Source organism: Actinoplanes nipponensis (assembly GCF_016862275.1).
Classification (GTDB): Bacteria; Actinomycetota; Actinomycetes; order Mycobacteriales; family Micromonosporaceae; genus Actinoplanes; species Actinoplanes nipponensis.
This window is the reverse complement of record NZ_BOMQ01000008.1, coordinates 528,119-543,786: the sequence shown is the minus strand read 5'-3', so window position 1 is coordinate 543,786 and position 15,668 is coordinate 528,119. Positions and strand designations below refer to the sequence as shown.

Annotated in this window: 18 protein-coding genes; 4 read left to right on the top strand and 14 right to left on the bottom strand. The window is 72.5% G+C overall.

Annotated elements, in window-relative coordinates; translation table 11 throughout:
• Positions 1–5 precede the first annotated feature (5 nt).
• Together Ani05nite_RS03685 and Ani05nite_RS03680 are read right to left on the bottom strand one after the other, a co-directional pair.
• A complete protein-coding gene (locus Ani05nite_RS03685; RefSeq protein ID WP_203764691.1) occupies positions 6–392 on the bottom strand; it encodes an STAS domain-containing protein in 387 nt (128 codons plus the stop codon).
• A gap of 111 nt (positions 393–503) precedes the next feature.
• Positions 504–923, bottom strand: a complete 420-nt coding sequence (locus tag Ani05nite_RS03680) for a nuclear transport factor 2 family protein (protein WP_203764689.1) — start codon at positions 921–923, stop codon at positions 504–506.
• Positions 924–990: 67 nt separating this feature from the next.
• Between Ani05nite_RS03680 and Ani05nite_RS03675 the strand changes: the two genes are divergently transcribed.
• On the top strand, positions 991–1,602 hold the full coding sequence (locus Ani05nite_RS03675; RefSeq protein ID WP_203764686.1) for a TetR/AcrR family transcriptional regulator: 612 nt from the start codon (positions 991–993) through the stop codon (positions 1,600–1,602).
• 40 nt (positions 1,603–1,642) lie between these two features.
• Here Ani05nite_RS03675 and Ani05nite_RS03670 read toward each other — a convergent pair whose 3' ends face one another.
• The 4 genes from Ani05nite_RS03670 to Ani05nite_RS03655 form a co-directional block, all read right to left on the bottom strand.
• Positions 1,643–3,196, bottom strand: coding sequence for an ABC transporter permease (locus tag Ani05nite_RS03670; RefSeq protein ID WP_203764683.1), 1,554 nt, complete (start codon positions 3,194–3,196; stop codon positions 1,643–1,645).
• A gap of 47 nt (positions 3,197–3,243) precedes the next feature.
• Positions 3,244–4,194 carry an ABC transporter ATP-binding protein gene (locus Ani05nite_RS03665; protein WP_275410494.1) on the bottom strand — a complete coding sequence of 317 codons (951 nt, stop codon included), beginning with the start codon at positions 4,192–4,194 and terminating at the stop codon, positions 3,244–3,246.
• Positions 4,191–4,829, bottom strand: coding sequence for a TetR/AcrR family transcriptional regulator (locus Ani05nite_RS03660; protein ID WP_203764680.1), 639 nt, complete (start codon positions 4,827–4,829; stop codon positions 4,191–4,193). Before Ani05nite_RS03660 ends, Ani05nite_RS03665 begins: the two co-directional genes overlap by 4 nt.
• Before the next feature lie 336 nt (positions 4,830–5,165).
• Positions 5,166–5,363, bottom strand: coding sequence for a hypothetical protein (locus tag Ani05nite_RS03655; protein ID WP_203764677.1), 198 nt, complete (start codon positions 5,361–5,363; stop codon positions 5,166–5,168).
• A gap of 183 nt (positions 5,364–5,546) precedes the next feature.
• Here Ani05nite_RS03655 and Ani05nite_RS03650 point away from each other — a divergent pair, with 183 nt between their 5' ends.
• From Ani05nite_RS03650 to Ani05nite_RS03640, 3 genes are all read left to right on the top strand, one after another.
• Complete coding sequence (locus Ani05nite_RS03650) at positions 5,547–6,914, top strand: TrkH family potassium uptake protein (RefSeq protein WP_203764674.1); 1,368 nt, start codon at positions 5,547–5,549, stop codon at positions 6,912–6,914.
• On the top strand, positions 6,907–7,587 hold the full coding sequence (locus Ani05nite_RS03645; RefSeq protein ID WP_203764662.1) for a potassium channel family protein: 681 nt from the start codon (positions 6,907–6,909) through the stop codon (positions 7,585–7,587). The genes Ani05nite_RS03650 and Ani05nite_RS03645 overlap by 8 nt, the downstream gene beginning before the upstream one ends.
• 195 nt (positions 7,588–7,782) lie before the next feature.
• Positions 7,783–9,501 (top strand): DUF1996 domain-containing protein, encoded by a 1,719-nt coding sequence (locus Ani05nite_RS03640; RefSeq protein ID WP_239129208.1) that lies wholly within the window; start codon positions 7,783–7,785, stop codon positions 9,499–9,501.
• A gap of 91 nt (positions 9,502–9,592) precedes the next feature.
• Here Ani05nite_RS03640 and Ani05nite_RS03635 read toward each other — a convergent pair whose 3' ends face one another.
• From Ani05nite_RS03635 to Ani05nite_RS03600, 8 genes are all read right to left on the bottom strand, one after another.
• Positions 9,593–10,273: a DUF998 domain-containing protein gene (locus Ani05nite_RS03635; RefSeq protein ID WP_203764658.1), complete on the bottom strand. Its 681-nt coding sequence runs from the start codon at positions 10,271–10,273 to the stop codon at positions 9,593–9,595.
• Entirely contained in the window at positions 10,263–10,715 is a 453-nt protein-coding gene (locus Ani05nite_RS03630; protein ID WP_203764656.1) for a MarR family transcriptional regulator, read from the bottom strand. The genes Ani05nite_RS03635 and Ani05nite_RS03630 overlap by 11 nt, the downstream gene beginning before the upstream one ends.
• 89 nt (positions 10,716–10,804) lie before the next feature.
• Complete coding sequence (locus Ani05nite_RS03625) at positions 10,805–12,082, bottom strand: EAL and HDOD domain-containing protein (protein ID WP_239129206.1); 1,278 nt, start codon at positions 12,080–12,082, stop codon at positions 10,805–10,807.
• 69 nt (positions 12,083–12,151) lie between these two features.
• Positions 12,152–13,141, bottom strand: coding sequence for an RCC1 domain-containing protein (locus Ani05nite_RS03620; protein ID WP_203764651.1), 990 nt, complete (start codon positions 13,139–13,141; stop codon positions 12,152–12,154).
• Between the two features lie 41 nt (positions 13,142–13,182).
• Positions 13,183–13,728 carry a S26 family signal peptidase gene (locus Ani05nite_RS03615; RefSeq protein ID WP_203764650.1) on the bottom strand — a complete coding sequence of 182 codons (546 nt, stop codon included), beginning with the start codon at positions 13,726–13,728 and terminating at the stop codon, positions 13,183–13,185.
• A 2-nt stretch (positions 13,729–13,730) separates the two neighbouring features.
• Complete coding sequence (locus Ani05nite_RS03610) at positions 13,731–14,303, bottom strand: hypothetical protein (protein ID WP_203764649.1); 573 nt, start codon at positions 14,301–14,303, stop codon at positions 13,731–13,733.
• 88 nt (positions 14,304–14,391) lie between these two features.
• Positions 14,392–15,009 carry a hypothetical protein gene (locus tag Ani05nite_RS03605; protein WP_203764647.1) on the bottom strand — a complete coding sequence of 206 codons (618 nt, stop codon included), beginning with the start codon at positions 15,007–15,009 and terminating at the stop codon, positions 14,392–14,394.
• Complete coding sequence (locus Ani05nite_RS03600; RefSeq protein WP_203764645.1) at positions 14,988–15,659, bottom strand: hypothetical protein; 672 nt, start codon at positions 15,657–15,659, stop codon at positions 14,988–14,990. Before Ani05nite_RS03600 ends, Ani05nite_RS03605 begins: the two co-directional genes overlap by 22 nt.
• Positions 15,660–15,668: the final 9 nt, after the last annotated feature.

The following is a 15,668-nucleotide window of genomic DNA, read 5'->3' as shown; positions in this document are numbered from 1 at the left end:
CGCCGCTACGACGCCGCAGGCAACCGCTCGGCAGCGGCGCCGGGGCACGTGTCGACCACGGTGAACAGGTCATTGAGGCGCGCCGCGCGCAAGGCGGCCCGCACGGCCGGCGGCGGGGCGACAAGGCACAGAGCCGCGCCCAGGGCCGTGGCCCGGTCATGAGCGCGAGCGAGCGCTCCGAGGCCGAACCGGTCGACGGCGCCCACGGCGGACAGATCCACCACCACCATCCGGTGATGGTTGACCGCCCAGGTGAGGGCATCCCGCAGACTCCGCGTCAGCGCGTCGTCGACGTGTCCGCACAGCCGGACCAGCGCCGTATCGCCGTGCTCGGACAACTCGAGCGCGCCCCCGCCGTTGCCGGCCGCCACGTCGATCTGATCCTGGGACATCGGACCTCCCTTGTCGTCCGCCCACCCTCGCGCGCGGGTGTGGCAGCCGCTGCCCGACGCTGTGACACTTGAATGACATCTACGGTGGCCGGCACCGGGCAGCGCGCCCGTTCACGCCGGCGGCTGCGCCGGGCCCGGATCCTGGTCCGAGACGTCCCGCGACAGTTGCTCCACCCGGCGGAGCCGACCGTCCGGACTCAGCTCACCGAACATGTGGATCTCCGTCGCGATCACCTGGCCCCGGCGCATCAGCGCGGTCAACGTGTAACGAGCGGCGACCTTTCCGCCGGCCGCCAGCGCATCGTGCACCTGGACATCGATCCGCGTGGCGTTCCGGCGACCCGCCTTGGCATGGGCGAGCAGCCGCTCCCGGTCGAGGGGAACGCCGTCGTTGCACAACACGAAGTCGTCGGTGTGATAGCGGCCGAACACCGCCGCCGGGTCCTCGTGGCCGAACGTGAGCTCGTGCGGGTACCGCGTCAGGTATCCGATCAGATCATCGCCGGGCGCACCGGAGAACGGGGATCCCACAGCGACTCCTCTCACTTAAGTTAGACACGTACGTCCAAGATAAGGGAGGAGATTACGATGGGCAACCGTGGCCGAACCCGAGCGTCCGCGAAGCCGTAAGCGGCGACTGGACGGCGAGCGCAGCCGCGCCGCCGTCCTGGACGCGGCGATCGCCACCCTCGGCCGACAGGCCGACGCGAGCATCGAGGACATCGCCGCGGCGGCCGGAGTCGTCCGGCAGACCGTCTACGCCCACTACCCGTCGCGCACGGCCCTGCTGACCGCGGTGATCGATCACCTGACGACCGAGACCGCGAGCGCCTTGGACGCGATCGATGTGACCTCGCCCCCTCCGGAGCAGGCCCTACGCCGTTGGCTGGAGGCCAGCTGGGCCGTCGTGGAGCGTTACCCGATCCTGCTGAGCCCGGTCATCGCCACCGCCGCTCCGCCGGCCGACGAGCACGACCGGCACCGACCGGTCACCACGCGACTCGTCGACCTGGTCCGCCGCGGCCGGCGGACCGGTGTGTTCGAGGAGCGCCACTCCGAGGAATGGACGATCAGCGCCGTCATCGCCCTCGGCCACGCCGCCGGACAACAAGTCGCCGCCGGCCGGATGAGCTCGGCGGAGGCCGCGGCGGCGTACCGCGACAGCGTCTTGAGACTCGTGGTGAAGCTGCCGATGGCGGAGGACGACTGAGCGCCGATGCCGTCCGCCGTCAGCGGAGGAGCCCGAGGAATCAGGACGTGTCACGACGGTGGAAGGCAGTGAACCCGGCCATGATGAGCACGGCCGCAACAAGAGACAGCGCGGTCAGGCTGCCGGCCTGGGCCGTACCCACCGGGGGGCTGCCGACATGCGTGGTGGGGGCGAGGTCGAGCACCCACCGGGCGAGGTCGAGGCCGGGGCCGAGGAGGGCGATGAAGGTCGCCGCCGCGTAGGCCGCCCAGGTGAGCGCGAAGGCGCGCGGCCACCGGCCGAACAGGGCGAGCGCGAGGCCCGCGAGCACCAGTTCCGCCGGCAGGTAGGCCAGGCCGGCGGCCATGATGGCGCCGGTCTCGTCCGTGTTCCCGACCGACCAGGCGGTCGTCAGGGCGAGGACCAGCGACGAACCGACGACGATGAGCAGCAGCCCCGCCGCGATGACGGCGCCGTGAGCCGCCAGCCAGCGGTTGCGGGAGAGCGTTCCGGCGAGCCGGGTCGCCAGGCGGCCGTCGGCTTCCTCGGTGCGCAGGGCGCCGATCGCCTGGATGACGTACCCGGCGGCGATGACGGCCAGGTAGAGCTGGGTGGCGGCGACGAAGCCGTCCAGCGGCCGGCCGGCCGCGACGCCCATGGCCCGGCCCAGCGCGGGGTTGCCGGCCATCGCGTCGAGGAACGGGCGGGCCAGCGCGCCCATCATCGCGGTGAGCAGGATTCCGCCCGACAACCAGCCCGCGGTCGCCGGGCCGTGGATCCAGGCCGCGAAGCCGATCGGCCCTCGCCGCACCCGGGTCGCTCCGGCGGGGCCCGCGCCACCGCGCAGCAGGGCACTGCCGAGGTCGCGGCGAGCGGCCAGCCACACGGCCGCACCACCCATGACGAGGCCGGCGACGGCGGGAAGGGCGAGCACCCACCACCGCTGGTCGCCGAACGGTGCGGTCTTCTCGGCCCACCCCAGCGGTGACAGCCAGACCAGCCCCGTCCCGGTCGTGTCGCCGATCCCCCGCAGGACGTACGCCGCGGCGAGCCCGATCAGGCTCCAGGTGTAGACGCCGCGGGCGTGCAGCACGAGTTGAGCCAGCAGAGCCGCGAAACCGGCGAACACGAAGGCCAGCGCGCCCAGCGCCGCGCTGTACAGGATCGCCCCGGACACGGGCACCCCCTCCAGGACCAGGCCGGCGGCGAACAGGACGGCCGTGGCGAGGATCGCCGCGGTCGCCACGGTGAGGGCGGCCAGTGCCGGTTGGTGGCGAGCGATCCGGCCGCCCAGGATCGTCTCGAGCCGGCCGGACTCCTCCTCCCGTCGGGTCGAGCCGGCGATCAGGGTGATGCCCAGCAGCGGGAGCAGGAACGAGGCGAGAAATCCGAACTCGTCCTGGATCACCCCGCCCAGGCTGTCGATGCCTTCGACGGCACCGTTGATCGCCGCCAGCGCGCTGCCGGAGGTGACCGCCTCGGCATAGGTGTGGATCTCGGCCGGCGTGTCGTAGAGGCCGGCGACGGCGGCAGCTGTTCCGATCATGCCGGCGGCGAGGGCGGCCACCCAGACCAGGATCGTCCGGCGCTGGGTACGCCAGACGATCCCGGCCATGGTGTTCAGCCGGGGCCGGCGGGGATCCGCCGTTCCTGCCCCGGCGCTCATCGCGTGGCCTCGGCAAGCGTCTCGCCGGTCTCCCGGGCGTCGAGGGTCTCGCCGTAGGCGTGGAGAAAAAGCGCGTCGAGGCTCGGCGGGGTGACCGTCAACGTGTGGATGCGGGCGGCGTGCAGCCGGCCGATCGCCGCGTCGAGGTGCTCCGCGTCGATGGTGAACCTGGCGTCGACCCGCCCGTCGGCCCGTTCGCAGACGCAGTCGGCCACCCCCGGCGCGCCGGCCAGCCCCTCCGGTTCGGCGATGGTGACGGCATGCACCGAGGTCCGGGTGTGGCGGCGCAACTCGGCGAGACTGCCGGTGGTGACAGCGCGGCCACGGCGGATGATGCTCACCCGGTCGGCGAGCGCTTCGACCTCGCCGAGGATGTGACTGGAGAGCAGCACGGTGACACCGTCTTCCCGGCGTTCGCGTACGCATTGCTGGAAGGCCTGTTCCATCAGCGGGTCGAGTCCGGACGTGGGCTCGTCGAGGATGAGCAGCTCCGCCTCCGCGGCCAGGGCCGCGACGAGGGCGACTTTCTGGCGATTGCCTTTGGAGTAGTCCCGGATGCGCTTGGCCGGGTCGAGATCGAACCGGGCGATCAGGTCGTCCCGGCGCCGCCGGTCGACCCCGCCGTGCGTCGCACCGAGCACGTCGAGGCACTGGCCACCGGTCAGGCCGGGCCACAATGCGACGTCCCCGGCGACGTAGGCCAGGCGGCCGTGCAGCCCGGCGGCCTCCCGCCAGGGGTCGGCGCCGAACAGTTCGACGCGACCGGCGGTGGCCCGGATCAGTCCCAGCAGGATCCGGATGGTGGTGGACTTGCCCGACCCGTTGGGGCCGAGGAAACCATGAACCTCGCCCGGACGCACCGACAGGTCCAAGCCGTCGAGGGCACGGACCTTCCCGAACGTCTTGCGGAGGTCCCGGACGTGGATGACGGGAACGGAACGACTCACGAGGATTCCTGCCCGGGCGTGGCTACGAACGCGCCCTTGGTGTAGACAGCGGTGGCCTCCCCGGCCCACCGGGCGATGCCCTCCGGCGTGAGCGGGTCGACCCCGATAGCGGCAGCGACCTGGTTGCGCAGCAGGACCAGGGCGAGATCGTTGACCAGCAGGAACGCCGCACGAACGGCCGGATCCTCGGCCGGTCGGGCGACGCCGAGCTCGGTCATGGAGTCGAGCAGACGCCGGGTGAGGGCGTACCACCGGCCGAACAACGCCGCGCCCGCCGGATCGTTGACGAGCAGCAGGCGGCGCAGGTAGGCGGGCAGCGGCGAGCCGTGCGGGAAGGCGCGGGCGAACATCTCGGCCACCGATCCGAGGCTGCCCCCGGTCAGCGCCTCGGCCAGCTCGTGTTCGTCCATCGAGAACAGCGCGTCGAACGCCTGCCCGGCGTAGTCGTCCACCGCGGCCCGCAACCCGTCCTTACTGCCGAAGTGATGCACGACGAGCGCGGGCGACACCCCCGCCGCGGCGGCGATCTCCCGCACCGTGACGGCGTCGTGCCCGCGCTCGGCGAACAGGCGCAGCGCGGCGTTCCGGATGTTTGCCTTCGCCGTGAGGTCACCCTCGTCCACCGCTGAACTCATGTTCAATACGCTAAACGCTTGTTCAGTAGTCGTCAAGGTGGTCAGGTCGACAGTGGTCGTCTACGTGGCGTTCCTGATCATGCTGCGGGTCGTCAGCGTGCTCCGGCGGGGCGGGACCATCGCCTCCGCGCTGCTCAGCGACGTGGCCAGGGGCAAGGCGACCGTTCCGAAATCGCCTGACGGAGTGAGTACTCACTCCTCAGAATCCGGCCATGACTACGCCACCAAGCCGGCGCCGGGCGACGTCCCGCTGGCCTGCGTCACCCGAGCCCTCGACCCCACCCCGCATCGCCGGCCGCGGCCCGCGCCGGCCGGCGAGAATCACCAGGTGCTCGGTCAGCCGGCCGCGACGCCTCGCAGGCCGCCACCCGGCACGCCGTCGGCGAGCTGTTCGCGCCCGACGAGCAGCACCTGCGCCTGCCGGTCGAGACACTCGCGGACGCCTTCCTCGGCCTGCTCTTCGGTCGCGAACGAGCTCGCGGCAAGGAACTGCCGAGGGTGCCCACCGAGCAACTCATCGACCTGTTCCTGCACGGCGCGCTGACCACGAAGGTACCGGCCTGAAGCCCGCACCGACGGTTGCCGTGGGGCCCCGGCCGCCCCCCTCGGCGACCGGCCGAAACCCGCTGCCCACGGCCGAACGACCACCCCAGTACGGTTGCCGGAAGTGGGCCGGGACAGTGCGCCCGGTACCGGAAGCTGGAGGAGAGAGAGCGGATGCGTCTGCTGGGTCGAGTGCCGGCGTGGCAGCGTCGCACCGATCGTTTCCGCCACCCGGCGCAGGTCATCGCCAGCAGTTTCGCGCTTGCCGTGGCGACCGGCACGCTGATGCTGTCCCTGCCGGCCGCCACCGCTTCGGGCGAGCGCGCCGACACCGTCGACGCCCTGTTCACCGCCACCTCGGCGGTGTGCGTCACCGGTCTGGTCACCGTCGACACCGGCAGCTACTGGTCCGGATTCGGACAGGCTGTCATCCTGCTGCTCATCCAGGTCGGCGGGCTGGGCATCATGACCCTGGCCACTCTGCTCACGGTGCTGCTGTCACGCCGGCTGGGCCTGCGGGCGCGATTCCTCGCCCAGGCCGAGACCAAGAGCCTGGACCTGACCGACGTCCGCGGCGTCGTGCGCCGCATCGTGCTGTTCAGCCTCGGCTGCGAGGCCGTCGTCGCCGCCGCGCTGACCGCGCGCTTCCTGGTGGGCTATCGCGAGTCGGCCGGCTCAGCCGTCTACCACGGGGTGTTCCACGCCGTCTCGGCGTTCAACAACGCCGGCTTCTCCATCCACGCCGACAGCCTGACCCGCTACGTCGACGATCCGTGGGTGAACCTCCCGGTCGCCGCCGCGGTCATCGTCGGCGGCCTCGGCTTCCCGGTGGTCTTCGAGCTGGCCCGCCACTGGCGCCGGCCCACCCGCTGGTCGGTCATGACCCGCCTCACCGTCGCGCTGACCGTCGCCCTGCTGGTGGCCGGCACGCTGGCGCTCACCGCCGCGGAATGGTCCAACGACCGCACCCTCGGCCCGCTGGACGCACCGGGGAAGCTGCTCGCCGGCTTCTTCGCCTCCGTGATGGCCCGCACCGCGGGATTCAACAGCGTCGACATCGGCGCGCTGCGCCCGGAGAGCCTGCTCGCCACCGACATCCTCATGTTCATCGGCGGAGGCAGCGCCGGCACCGCCGGCGGCATCAAGGTCACAACCTTCGGCGTCCTCGGCTTCGCCCTATGGTCGGAGATGCGCGGCGAAACCCACGTCAACGTCGGCCACCGCCGCATCCCGCCCAGCAACCAGCGTCAAGCCCTCGCCATCGCCCTGCTCGGCATCGGCGCCGTGATGACGGCCACTCTCACCCTGCTGGCCATGACGACCCACACCCTCGACCAGGTGCTGTTCGAAGCCACTTCCGCGTTCGCCACGGTGGGCCTGTCCACCGGCATCACCGCCGACCTGCCGCAGCGCGCGGAACTGCTGCTGATCGTGCTCATGTTCGCCGGGCGCATCGGACCGCTCACCCTGGCCTCCGCACTGGCGCTCCGTGAACGCAACCGCCGCTTCGAACTTCCCGAGGAAAGGACCATCGTTGGCTGACAACCGCACCGAACCCGTCGTCGTCATCGGGCTCGGCCGCTTCGGCAGCGCCCTCGCGCTCGAACTGGTCAGCCGCGGCACCGAGGTCCTCGGCATCGACCACCACCCCAAGACCGTGCAGGCGCTCTCCGGCCGCATCCCGCACGTCATCACCGCCGACTCCACCGACGTCGAAGCGCTGCGCCAGCTCGGCGTGCCCGAGTTCCACCGGGCCGTCGTCGCCATCGGCACCGACATCCAGGCCAGCATCCTGACCACCAGCCTGCTCGCCGAGCTCGGCATCGCCGACATCTGGGCCAAAGCCATCAGTGACCAGCACGGCCACATCCTCGCCCGGGTCGGCGCCCACCACGTCGTCGCCCCCGAACACGACATGGGCGAACGCGTCGCCCACCTGCTCTCCGGACGCATGCTCGACTACGTCGAAGTCGACCAGGACTTCGCCATGATCAAGACCAGGCCGCCCCGCGACATCGTCGGCGTCACCCTGCGCGAAGCGCGCCTGCGCAGCAAGTACGGCGTCACCGTCGTGGCGGTCAAACCCGAGGCGCCGCCACCCGGCACACCGCGTGCCTTCACGCACGCCACCGCCGAGACCACCCTGATGTACGGCGACATCATCCTCGCCGTGGGCACCATCGACGCCCTGGAACGCTTCGCCGCCAGCGAGTAGCGCCGGGCCGGTGTCCGGGAGTTCTTACCGAGTGCTTACGCGGTCGTCCCGGACCCGTCCGGCGCCTCGTGCCCGCCGTACCTGCGAGTGCGACTCCGCACCGGAGCCGCGGCACCCCCAGGCTACGAGGAGTGAAGCGTGCGAACCACACCACGTCCGGCAGGGCGAATGCACACCCGCACGGCACGGATCGCCATGGCCGTGGCAGTCGTCGCGGCGTCCGGGGCTCTGACCGCCACGTTCGTCTCCGGCGGCGGCAAGGGCAGCGCGGACGCGGCCACCGAGCTGAACCAGTACGTCCGCATCCAGAATGTTCGACCCAACGTGAAGAACCCCGTGCCGGGCGCGCAGGCGTCCCGGGGCTCCTTCACCGTGGACTGCGGCACCAACGGCAACGGCAAGTTCAGCCCGGACAACCCCGTCGCGCAGCCGGGCATCAGGAACGGCGCCGAACACGTCCACGACTTCGTCGGCAACCTGGCCATCACCGCGAACTCGTCCAACGCCGATCTGGACGCCTCCGGGACGACGTGCCGGAACGGGGACAAGTCCTCGTACTTCTGGCCGGTCGTGCGCATCGACAAGAGCGTCCGTTCCGGCGCGGAGACCCGGCGCGCCCTCGCCGCCACGACCCCGAGGGTGACCTGCCCCAGCGTGCGGGACCGGCTGCCCGCCGTGCCGGCCCGGGCCAAGGCCGCCGTGGACACCCGGCTCGCCGCCCTCGACCGCGCCTACGACGCGGCCAACCGGCGGATGGCCGAACGGAGCGGCCGCATCGACGCCGGCCACAACGAGTCCGTGCTGACCTCGCTGCGCACCCAACGGGCCAAGCTGATCAAGGGCATCAGCGACAGCATCGCCGGCGCCGGCGGGGGCCGCACCGCGGGCCTGGTCTCGCTGGTGGAGTGCGACACCGACTACGACGGCATGCACGCCGCCATGCGGCACACCGCCGCCGGCGTGAAAGCCGGCCTGGTCGCCAACCCCCAGGTCCAGTGCCCGACCGTACGCGACAAGCTGCCCGGCGTGCCCGCACCGGCCCTCGACGAGGTCAACCGCAACCTCGCCGAGCTCGACCAGCAGGTCTCCCAGGCCGACGAACGCCTGGTCACCACCCGCGGCCAGGGCGGGAAGGACTTCGTCGACAACGCCGTCCTCGGGCCGCTGAAGGCCAAGCGGACCGCCGTCCTGGACCGCATCGGCATCGCCATCTCCCGCCACGCCGCCCGCCCCCAGGGACTCGAGGCGCTCGCCGGCTGCGTCGTGACCGGCCAGGCGCCGGCCCCGAACGGCCCGGGCAACCAGAACGGCGCGACGCCGGCCCCCAGCGCGCCGGCCGCCCTGCCCGATCCGCAGGGCCCGAACCTCGAGCTGCCGAACAACACCGGCGGCATCGTCCGGCCCGCATCCGTGCTGATCGAGTACCGCGGCAACGCCACCAGCCGGGTCGTCCCCATGCCGAAGTTCCTGCGGGCGCTCACCGGTGACGCCAAGCCCACCAGCCGCGGCCCCGCCAACGCCCGCGCCACCTGGACCTGCTCCGGGTTCGCCGACCGCCTGGCCGACCAGTACCCGGTCTGCCCGGCCGGCCGGCAGGTCCAGCGGGTCCAGGACTTCCCCGGCTGCTGGGACGGCAAGAACATCGACAGCACCAACCACCGCGACCACGTCGCCTTCGCCGACCCGGGCACCGGCGCCTGCAAGCCGGGCTTCGTGGCCATCCCGCAGCTGCGCATCACCATCTCCTACGACATCCCCCGCGACGCGCAGATCAAGGGCCAGTACGCCCTGGACTCCTTCCCCGAGGAGGACCACAACCCGTTCTCCGACCACAACGACTTCGTCAACGTCAACTCCGCCCGGCAGATGCAGAAGATCGCCACCTGCATCAACCAGGGCAGGACCTGCCGCTGACCGAAGGTCGCCCCGTTGGCGGCGACGAGGCGAGGCCGTCGACCCCGGTGGGAGTCGACGGTGTCGCCCAGCCGCCGCTCACGGGCCCCGGTCAGGCTGGGCGCTCGTTCCGACGCGACAACACGTGAACCCGCCACGCCACGGCTGCGCCCCACACCGCCGAGACCAGGGCCACCCCCCGTTGCAGCAGCCCATGAACCGGGCCGGTGACCGGTAGGGCCACACCGAGGAGCCCGAGGACGACGAGCAGACCGGTCCACCGGGTCGGAGCCGCCCAGCCGGCCCAGGCCGGCAGCCGCCGGTACGCGCGTGCGGTCAGGAACAGCGCACCGATCAGCAGGAGGAGGCAGACCAGCCCGAACGCCGCGTGCCACTGGCCGTGCCCCGAGGCCGTCGTCTGTGCCGCGGTGCAGCCGTCGGCCGCACGGCAGTCGAGGCGAAAGGCCGCGTCGCTGAGATCTTGAACAGCGGAACCGGCCGCCGACCAGGCGGCCACGATCCCGACCGTCCCGGCCGGGCGGAGCACGGGCCGGAGAGCGAACAGGGCGAAGCCGATCGTCAGCAGTCCGGCTACCGCCTGCGGTACGAGGAACAGCCACGCATGCGGTGCGGTCACCGCGCCCATCTCGCTGATGTCGTCCCGTGTCCACCGGTAGCCGGGGCCCTGCCACAGCCCGGCCGCCAGCCACGCGGCGGTGAAGAGCGCCGCGCCGGCCACACCGGACAGAGCGGCGATGGTGGTCCGCGCGGTCCTCGGCCGGTCAGCGCTCATGGGTCAGTTCTCGTAGCCGGGCCGCGTGCCGGGTGCGGCGGGCCGAGCCCTGCTCGAAGAACGTCACGAGCAACGCCACCTCGTTCGCGCTGTAGGCCGCCGTGTCCGCCGCGGCCTCGCCGGCATAACCGGACAGGGCTACGTCGAGCCTGCGCAGTACCTCCGTGGTCGGCTCGACCAGAATCCGGCGACGGTCCACGGCGCCGCGGGTGCGCTCCACATAGCCGAGGTGTTCCAACCGATCGATGGCCGTCGTTATCGCGGAGGGGGTCAGCCCCGTCGCGCGGGCCAGGTCGCGGGCCGATCGCGGCGCCTCCACCAGGAAGTCCAGGCAGCGAAGATCGGTGCGGTTCACCCCGAGGAAGCCGGCCAGCGCCTGATCGAACTGGTCGACTTCGCGCTGATACCGCCGGATGGCCACGCTCAACCGATCGGACATCATTCGATATTCGCACCGTTAGAATTTCGAATCAATAGGACCCGCCCTGTCTCCGGCGACTCGCAACCGCCCGGGCCTCGGCGGGCGCAGGGTCAGCGGGTGGTCGCGAACTGCGCCCCCGGCCTCCGGTGGCCCTCGCCGTACGCGGCCGTGACCGTCTGCGTCGACCAGCGCAGCGCATCCATCACGGCGCCGGTGAGATCGTTGCCGGGCCGGGTAACGCCCATGAGCGCCATGTCGCCGCGCTCGTAGGCGTCGACGACCCTCAGCATCCGGCCGAGCGGCCCGGTGCCCCGGGTCAGCGCCGCGCACAGGTCCACAGTGAGCGGCAGGTGGCGGACCAGTGAGGAGGTGTCGATGCCGAGCAGCTCCGCGACCGCGGTGATGAGCCCGGCGACGAACGCCGAGTCCGGGTCGGCGTCGAAACGCGGGGCCAGGTTGTGGCACAGCCGGGCCCGGGTCAGCGCGTCGACCAGCTGCGCCTCGGTCGTCTCGGCCACGTCGTCGACGACCATCAGCATCGCCCAGCGCTGGATGTGGCCCAGGCCCAGCAGCACCACGGCCTGCCGGATCGACGACACGCGCTGGATCGTGCCGACGGCGGCGCTGTTGCTGGCCCGCAGGACCCGCATGGTCAGCGCGGGGTCGCTGGAGATGATGTCGACGATCCGGTCGAGGTCGGCGTCGGCGGCGCTGAGCGCGCCGAGCAGCTCCAGCCGGCGCAGCTTGAACGGCGGGATGCAGGCGGCGGTCATCACCTGGGGCCGGCTCAGGACGTAGCCCTGGCGCAGCTCGATGCCGTAGCGGTCGCACAGGGCCAGGTGCTCCAGCGTCTCCAGGCCCTCGGCGACGATCTCGATCGGCGGGAACCCGCGGAAGAACGCGAGCTGCTCCTCGAGGCGCTCCGGGTCGCAGTTCGGCAGGTCCAGCTTCACGTACGAGGCCAGCGGCAGCAGCCGTTCGTGGCCCGACTGCCACACGAAGTCGTCCAGCGCGATGCGGTAGCCGGCGGCGACCAGGTTGGTGACCCCGGCGACCACCGCGTCGTCCACGTCGATGGTCTCGAGGACCTCCAGGACGACGTTCTCGGGGCCGAAGGGCAGGATCAGCTCGCCGGTGAGGAATTCGCGGGTCATGTTGATGAAGCACATCCGGTCGCCGACGACCTCGTCCAGGCCGAACTCGGTGAAGGCGTTGACCATCACGTGGCTGGTCGCGTACGCGTCGCGCCGGTCCGCCTCGACCGCCTGGGCGTTGCCGCGGAACAGCAGCTCGTAGCCCGCGATGTCGCCGCACGTGTCGAAAATGGGTTGCCGCCCGATGTGCACGAGGCTGGCACCCGGCTGAGTGAACTCCGACTGGCTTCCCACGGCGGGACGATCGGCCGCCTTGACCCGCGCTTGAGGATTCCCTGCGTCGGACTTGACGTCCGGCCGGGGTCAGCCGATGGCGAGCGTGGCGTCGGCGTCCGGGCCGGCGCCGAGGGGCCGCCCGGTGAAGGTGGCGATCCGCTCCGGGGCGTCGCGGTCCGTCAGGTCGCCCAGTCCCAGCTGGCCCGCGGCATTGGCGCCCCAGCACCAGACCGCGTCACCGGCGGACGTGGCGCAGGTGTGCCGGCGGCCGGCGGCGACCGAGGTCCAGTCCGCGTCCGCCCCGACCCGGGCCGGGGCGTCGCGGCCGGTGGTGTCGCCCAGGCCCAGCTGGCCCGTCGCGCCGGCGCCCCAGCACCACAACGTGCCGTCCGTCCGCACACCGCAGCTGTGCTGCCCGCCGGCCGTGACGGAACGCCACTCCGCAGCCCCGACCCGGGCCGGGGTGTCGCGGTCCACGGCGTCACCGAGCCCGAGCTGCCCGGCGTCGTTACCGCCCCAGCACCACAGCGACCCGTCGACTCGCGTCGCGCACGTGTGCGCCACCCCACCGGCAACCGAAGCCCAGGTGGACGCGGCGCCCACCCGCACCGGCACGTCCCGGCCGGTCAGGTCACCGAGCCCCAGCTGCCCGGCGTCGTTACCGCCCCAGCACCACAGGGTTCCGTCGGAGCGGACGGCGCAGGTGTGCCGGCTGCCGGCGGCGACCCCGGTCCAGCCGGCGCCGGCCAGCTGCACGGGCCCGGCGTTGCGGGCGGCGGTGTCGCCCAGTCCGAGCTGGCCGTCGCCGTTGACGCCCCAGCACCACAGGGAGCTGTCGGTGCGCGTGGCACAGCCGTACCCGTGGCCCGCGGTGGGCCGGGTCCACCCGGTGGCCGAGCCGATCCGGGCGGGCAGGCCGCCCCAGCCGTAGAGGTCGCCGGAGCGGAAGCCGGGCGCGGCCGCGAACGTCGACGTGGCGCCGGTGGTGGCGGTGAACGCGGCATCGACCCGGCCGAGGCCGAGGAAGGCCGCGAGGGCCGCCACGGTCAGGGCCGTCGCCATCAGCACGCGCCGCACGCCGCTCCTTCCGTCCAGGGTCGTCCTCGGTGACTCGTCGGTCACCACGGGCCGGATGTGAGGGTTCGCCGGTGACGCCGCCGGGCCGGCCGCCGCAGGAGGGCGAAGGCGCCGAGCACGGCGACGCTCTGGCCCACGAACGGCGCCGGGTGGCCGGCGCCCAGCTCCAAGGCCGCCCGGGCGACACCGGGGATCAGGAGCCGGCCGATGCCGCGGACCTCGGTGCGGGCCGTCCGGAAGGTGTCGTCGCTGCCGTTGGCGTCGCCGCGCGTGATCAACAGGCCGTTCTCGTCGACGCCGGCGATGCGGTGGATCCGGGTCTGCCCGGGGTGCACCTGGTCGGGGACGACCACCACCTGCCCGACCGCCGGCTGCCAGCCCCGCGGCGGGGCCGAGGTGACGGCGACGTCGCCGCGGTGCAGGGCCGGGCTCATGGAGCCGCTGGCCACCACCGCGGGCGTCCAGCCCCAGAGCGCCGGCAGGATGCTCCAGACCATGAGCGTGCCCACGCCGGCCAGCGCGGCGGCCGCGGCCAGCCGCAGCACGATCGCGGACAGGCGCACCCCCGCGGCGAACCTGCTGGTCACGATCAGCTCGCCGCTTCCCAGGTGAAGGCGGCCGCGGCCGAGGCGCCCTGCACGCTGTCCGGCGTCGCGGCGTTCACCGTGTACGAGATGTGGTAGGTGGTCGCCTCCGCGGGCCCGCTCGGCGCGAACGAGCCGGCGCCGGACGCGAAGTCGGTGGCGGTGCTGCCGAACGCGGCGAGCGTACCGGTGAACGCCGTTCCCGACGGGGTGAAGCCGGCGCAGCTGCCGGAACCGCCGCCCGTGCCCTCCTCGATCACCAGGTCCACGTAGGGGGCCAGGGCGCCGGAGACGGCGCTGCCGTACATCCGGACCGAGGCCGACAGGCTGCCGCTGTAGGTGACGGTGATGCACTTCTCGCCGGTGGAGCCCGGCCGCAGGTCGGTGGCGGCGAACATCGCCGTACCGCTGTCGTCGTCGCTCAGCGCGACGGTGCCGGCGTCCCAGCTGTTGGCGCTGTTACCGGTCTGCGCGGTGAACGCGGCGTTGGAGGCCTGCCACATGACACCGGAGCTGACCGCGATCCCACCGGCCACGGTGAGACCCGCGACCATCATCTTCATACCGCCGAGCTGCATGAACGTTCCTCTCACCGGCGCCGAGGACTCGGCGTTGCCTTCGCCGGGAGGAATCGGCGGTGTGGCTCAGGGCAGGCTCAAGCCGCCGTCAAGTCGGGGGCAAGGCTGGGGGGCCCGGCCGGGGGAAGAGCTCCAGGACCCAGTAGCCGGTGGAGCCGGCCACCCCGGCGTCGGCCCGGCCGGCGATGCCGCGGCATTCCAGTAGCCGGTCGATGTGCTCCTCGCCCGCTGTGCCGTCGAGGCGGCTGAGGAGCAGCAGCTCCACCTCGTCGTCGCAGAGTTCCCACGCGACGGCCAGGCCCGGCTGGTCGCCCGGTGGCGGGTCGCTCGCCTCCTCGCGGTACCAGACGAACACCGGTTCGGGTCGAGGATGCTGCTCGGCGACGGTGACGAGGGCGGGCACGACCGCGTCGAGCATCCGCGCGGCCAGCTGGTCCGCGCGTTGCTCGAGCGCGCTGCGCGGTACGCGGAGTTCCAGCTGGTCAGCTGCATCACCGGGGCGGACGGTCAAGGTGGGCGCAGGGTCCGGGTCGTCCGTGACGGTGACCGTGATCGCGACAGCGTGCGGCGTCGCCGCCGCGAGGAAGTCGTCCCACCGGGCGAGGCAGTGTCGAGCGGTGCTGACGGCGGAGCGCAGCGTCTGCGACCGCCTCGCCGGCAGGCCGGACATCTGCGGTGTCCAGGTCACCGGATGTGGATGGTCCATGCCTCCGCCTCCCCGTCAGGTGTGGCGACGGTGTGCCGCGCGACGACCGTGCCGAGGGCCTCGATGACGGCCCGGTGCTGCTCGGCGACGGCGGCGGACGGGGGTTCCTTCGCGACGAGCACCATCTGATCCGGCCGGGTGGAGTGGGCGAGGCGCTGCAGTTCGAGCGCGGCCGCGGCGTAGCGGGACGGCCCGGACGGTGGCGGTCGGAACGGATTCTCCAGCTCGGGCCGGCCCCGGTCGGCGGCGGGGCCGACGGCCGCGGGTACGCCGATGCCGTACTGGTCGCCGATCGCGTGCAGTGCGTGCTGGACGGCCTGGAACAGGCGGAGCCCGGTCAGCCCGTCCCCGATCGGCGGGTCGGCGAACCAGGCGGCGGGGAGCCGGAGTCCGCACCGGATCTCCTTCGGTCCCCCGTAATTCTTCTTCCTGACGTACTCCACGCCCACCACCGTGTCGTCGCGCGGCAGCAGTTGCACCTGGACGCAACTGCGGGCCGGGAACCGCTGCCGGAGCCAGGCCGCGCCGGCGAAGCTGCGGTTGACCCTGTCCTCGACGCTGTGGGCGACCACCATGGCCTGTCCGTAGGCCACCCGGCCGACCCCGGCCGGCGTCGTGAGCGAGGCCGACAGAAAGATCCACGAGTTCATGTCGCCGCT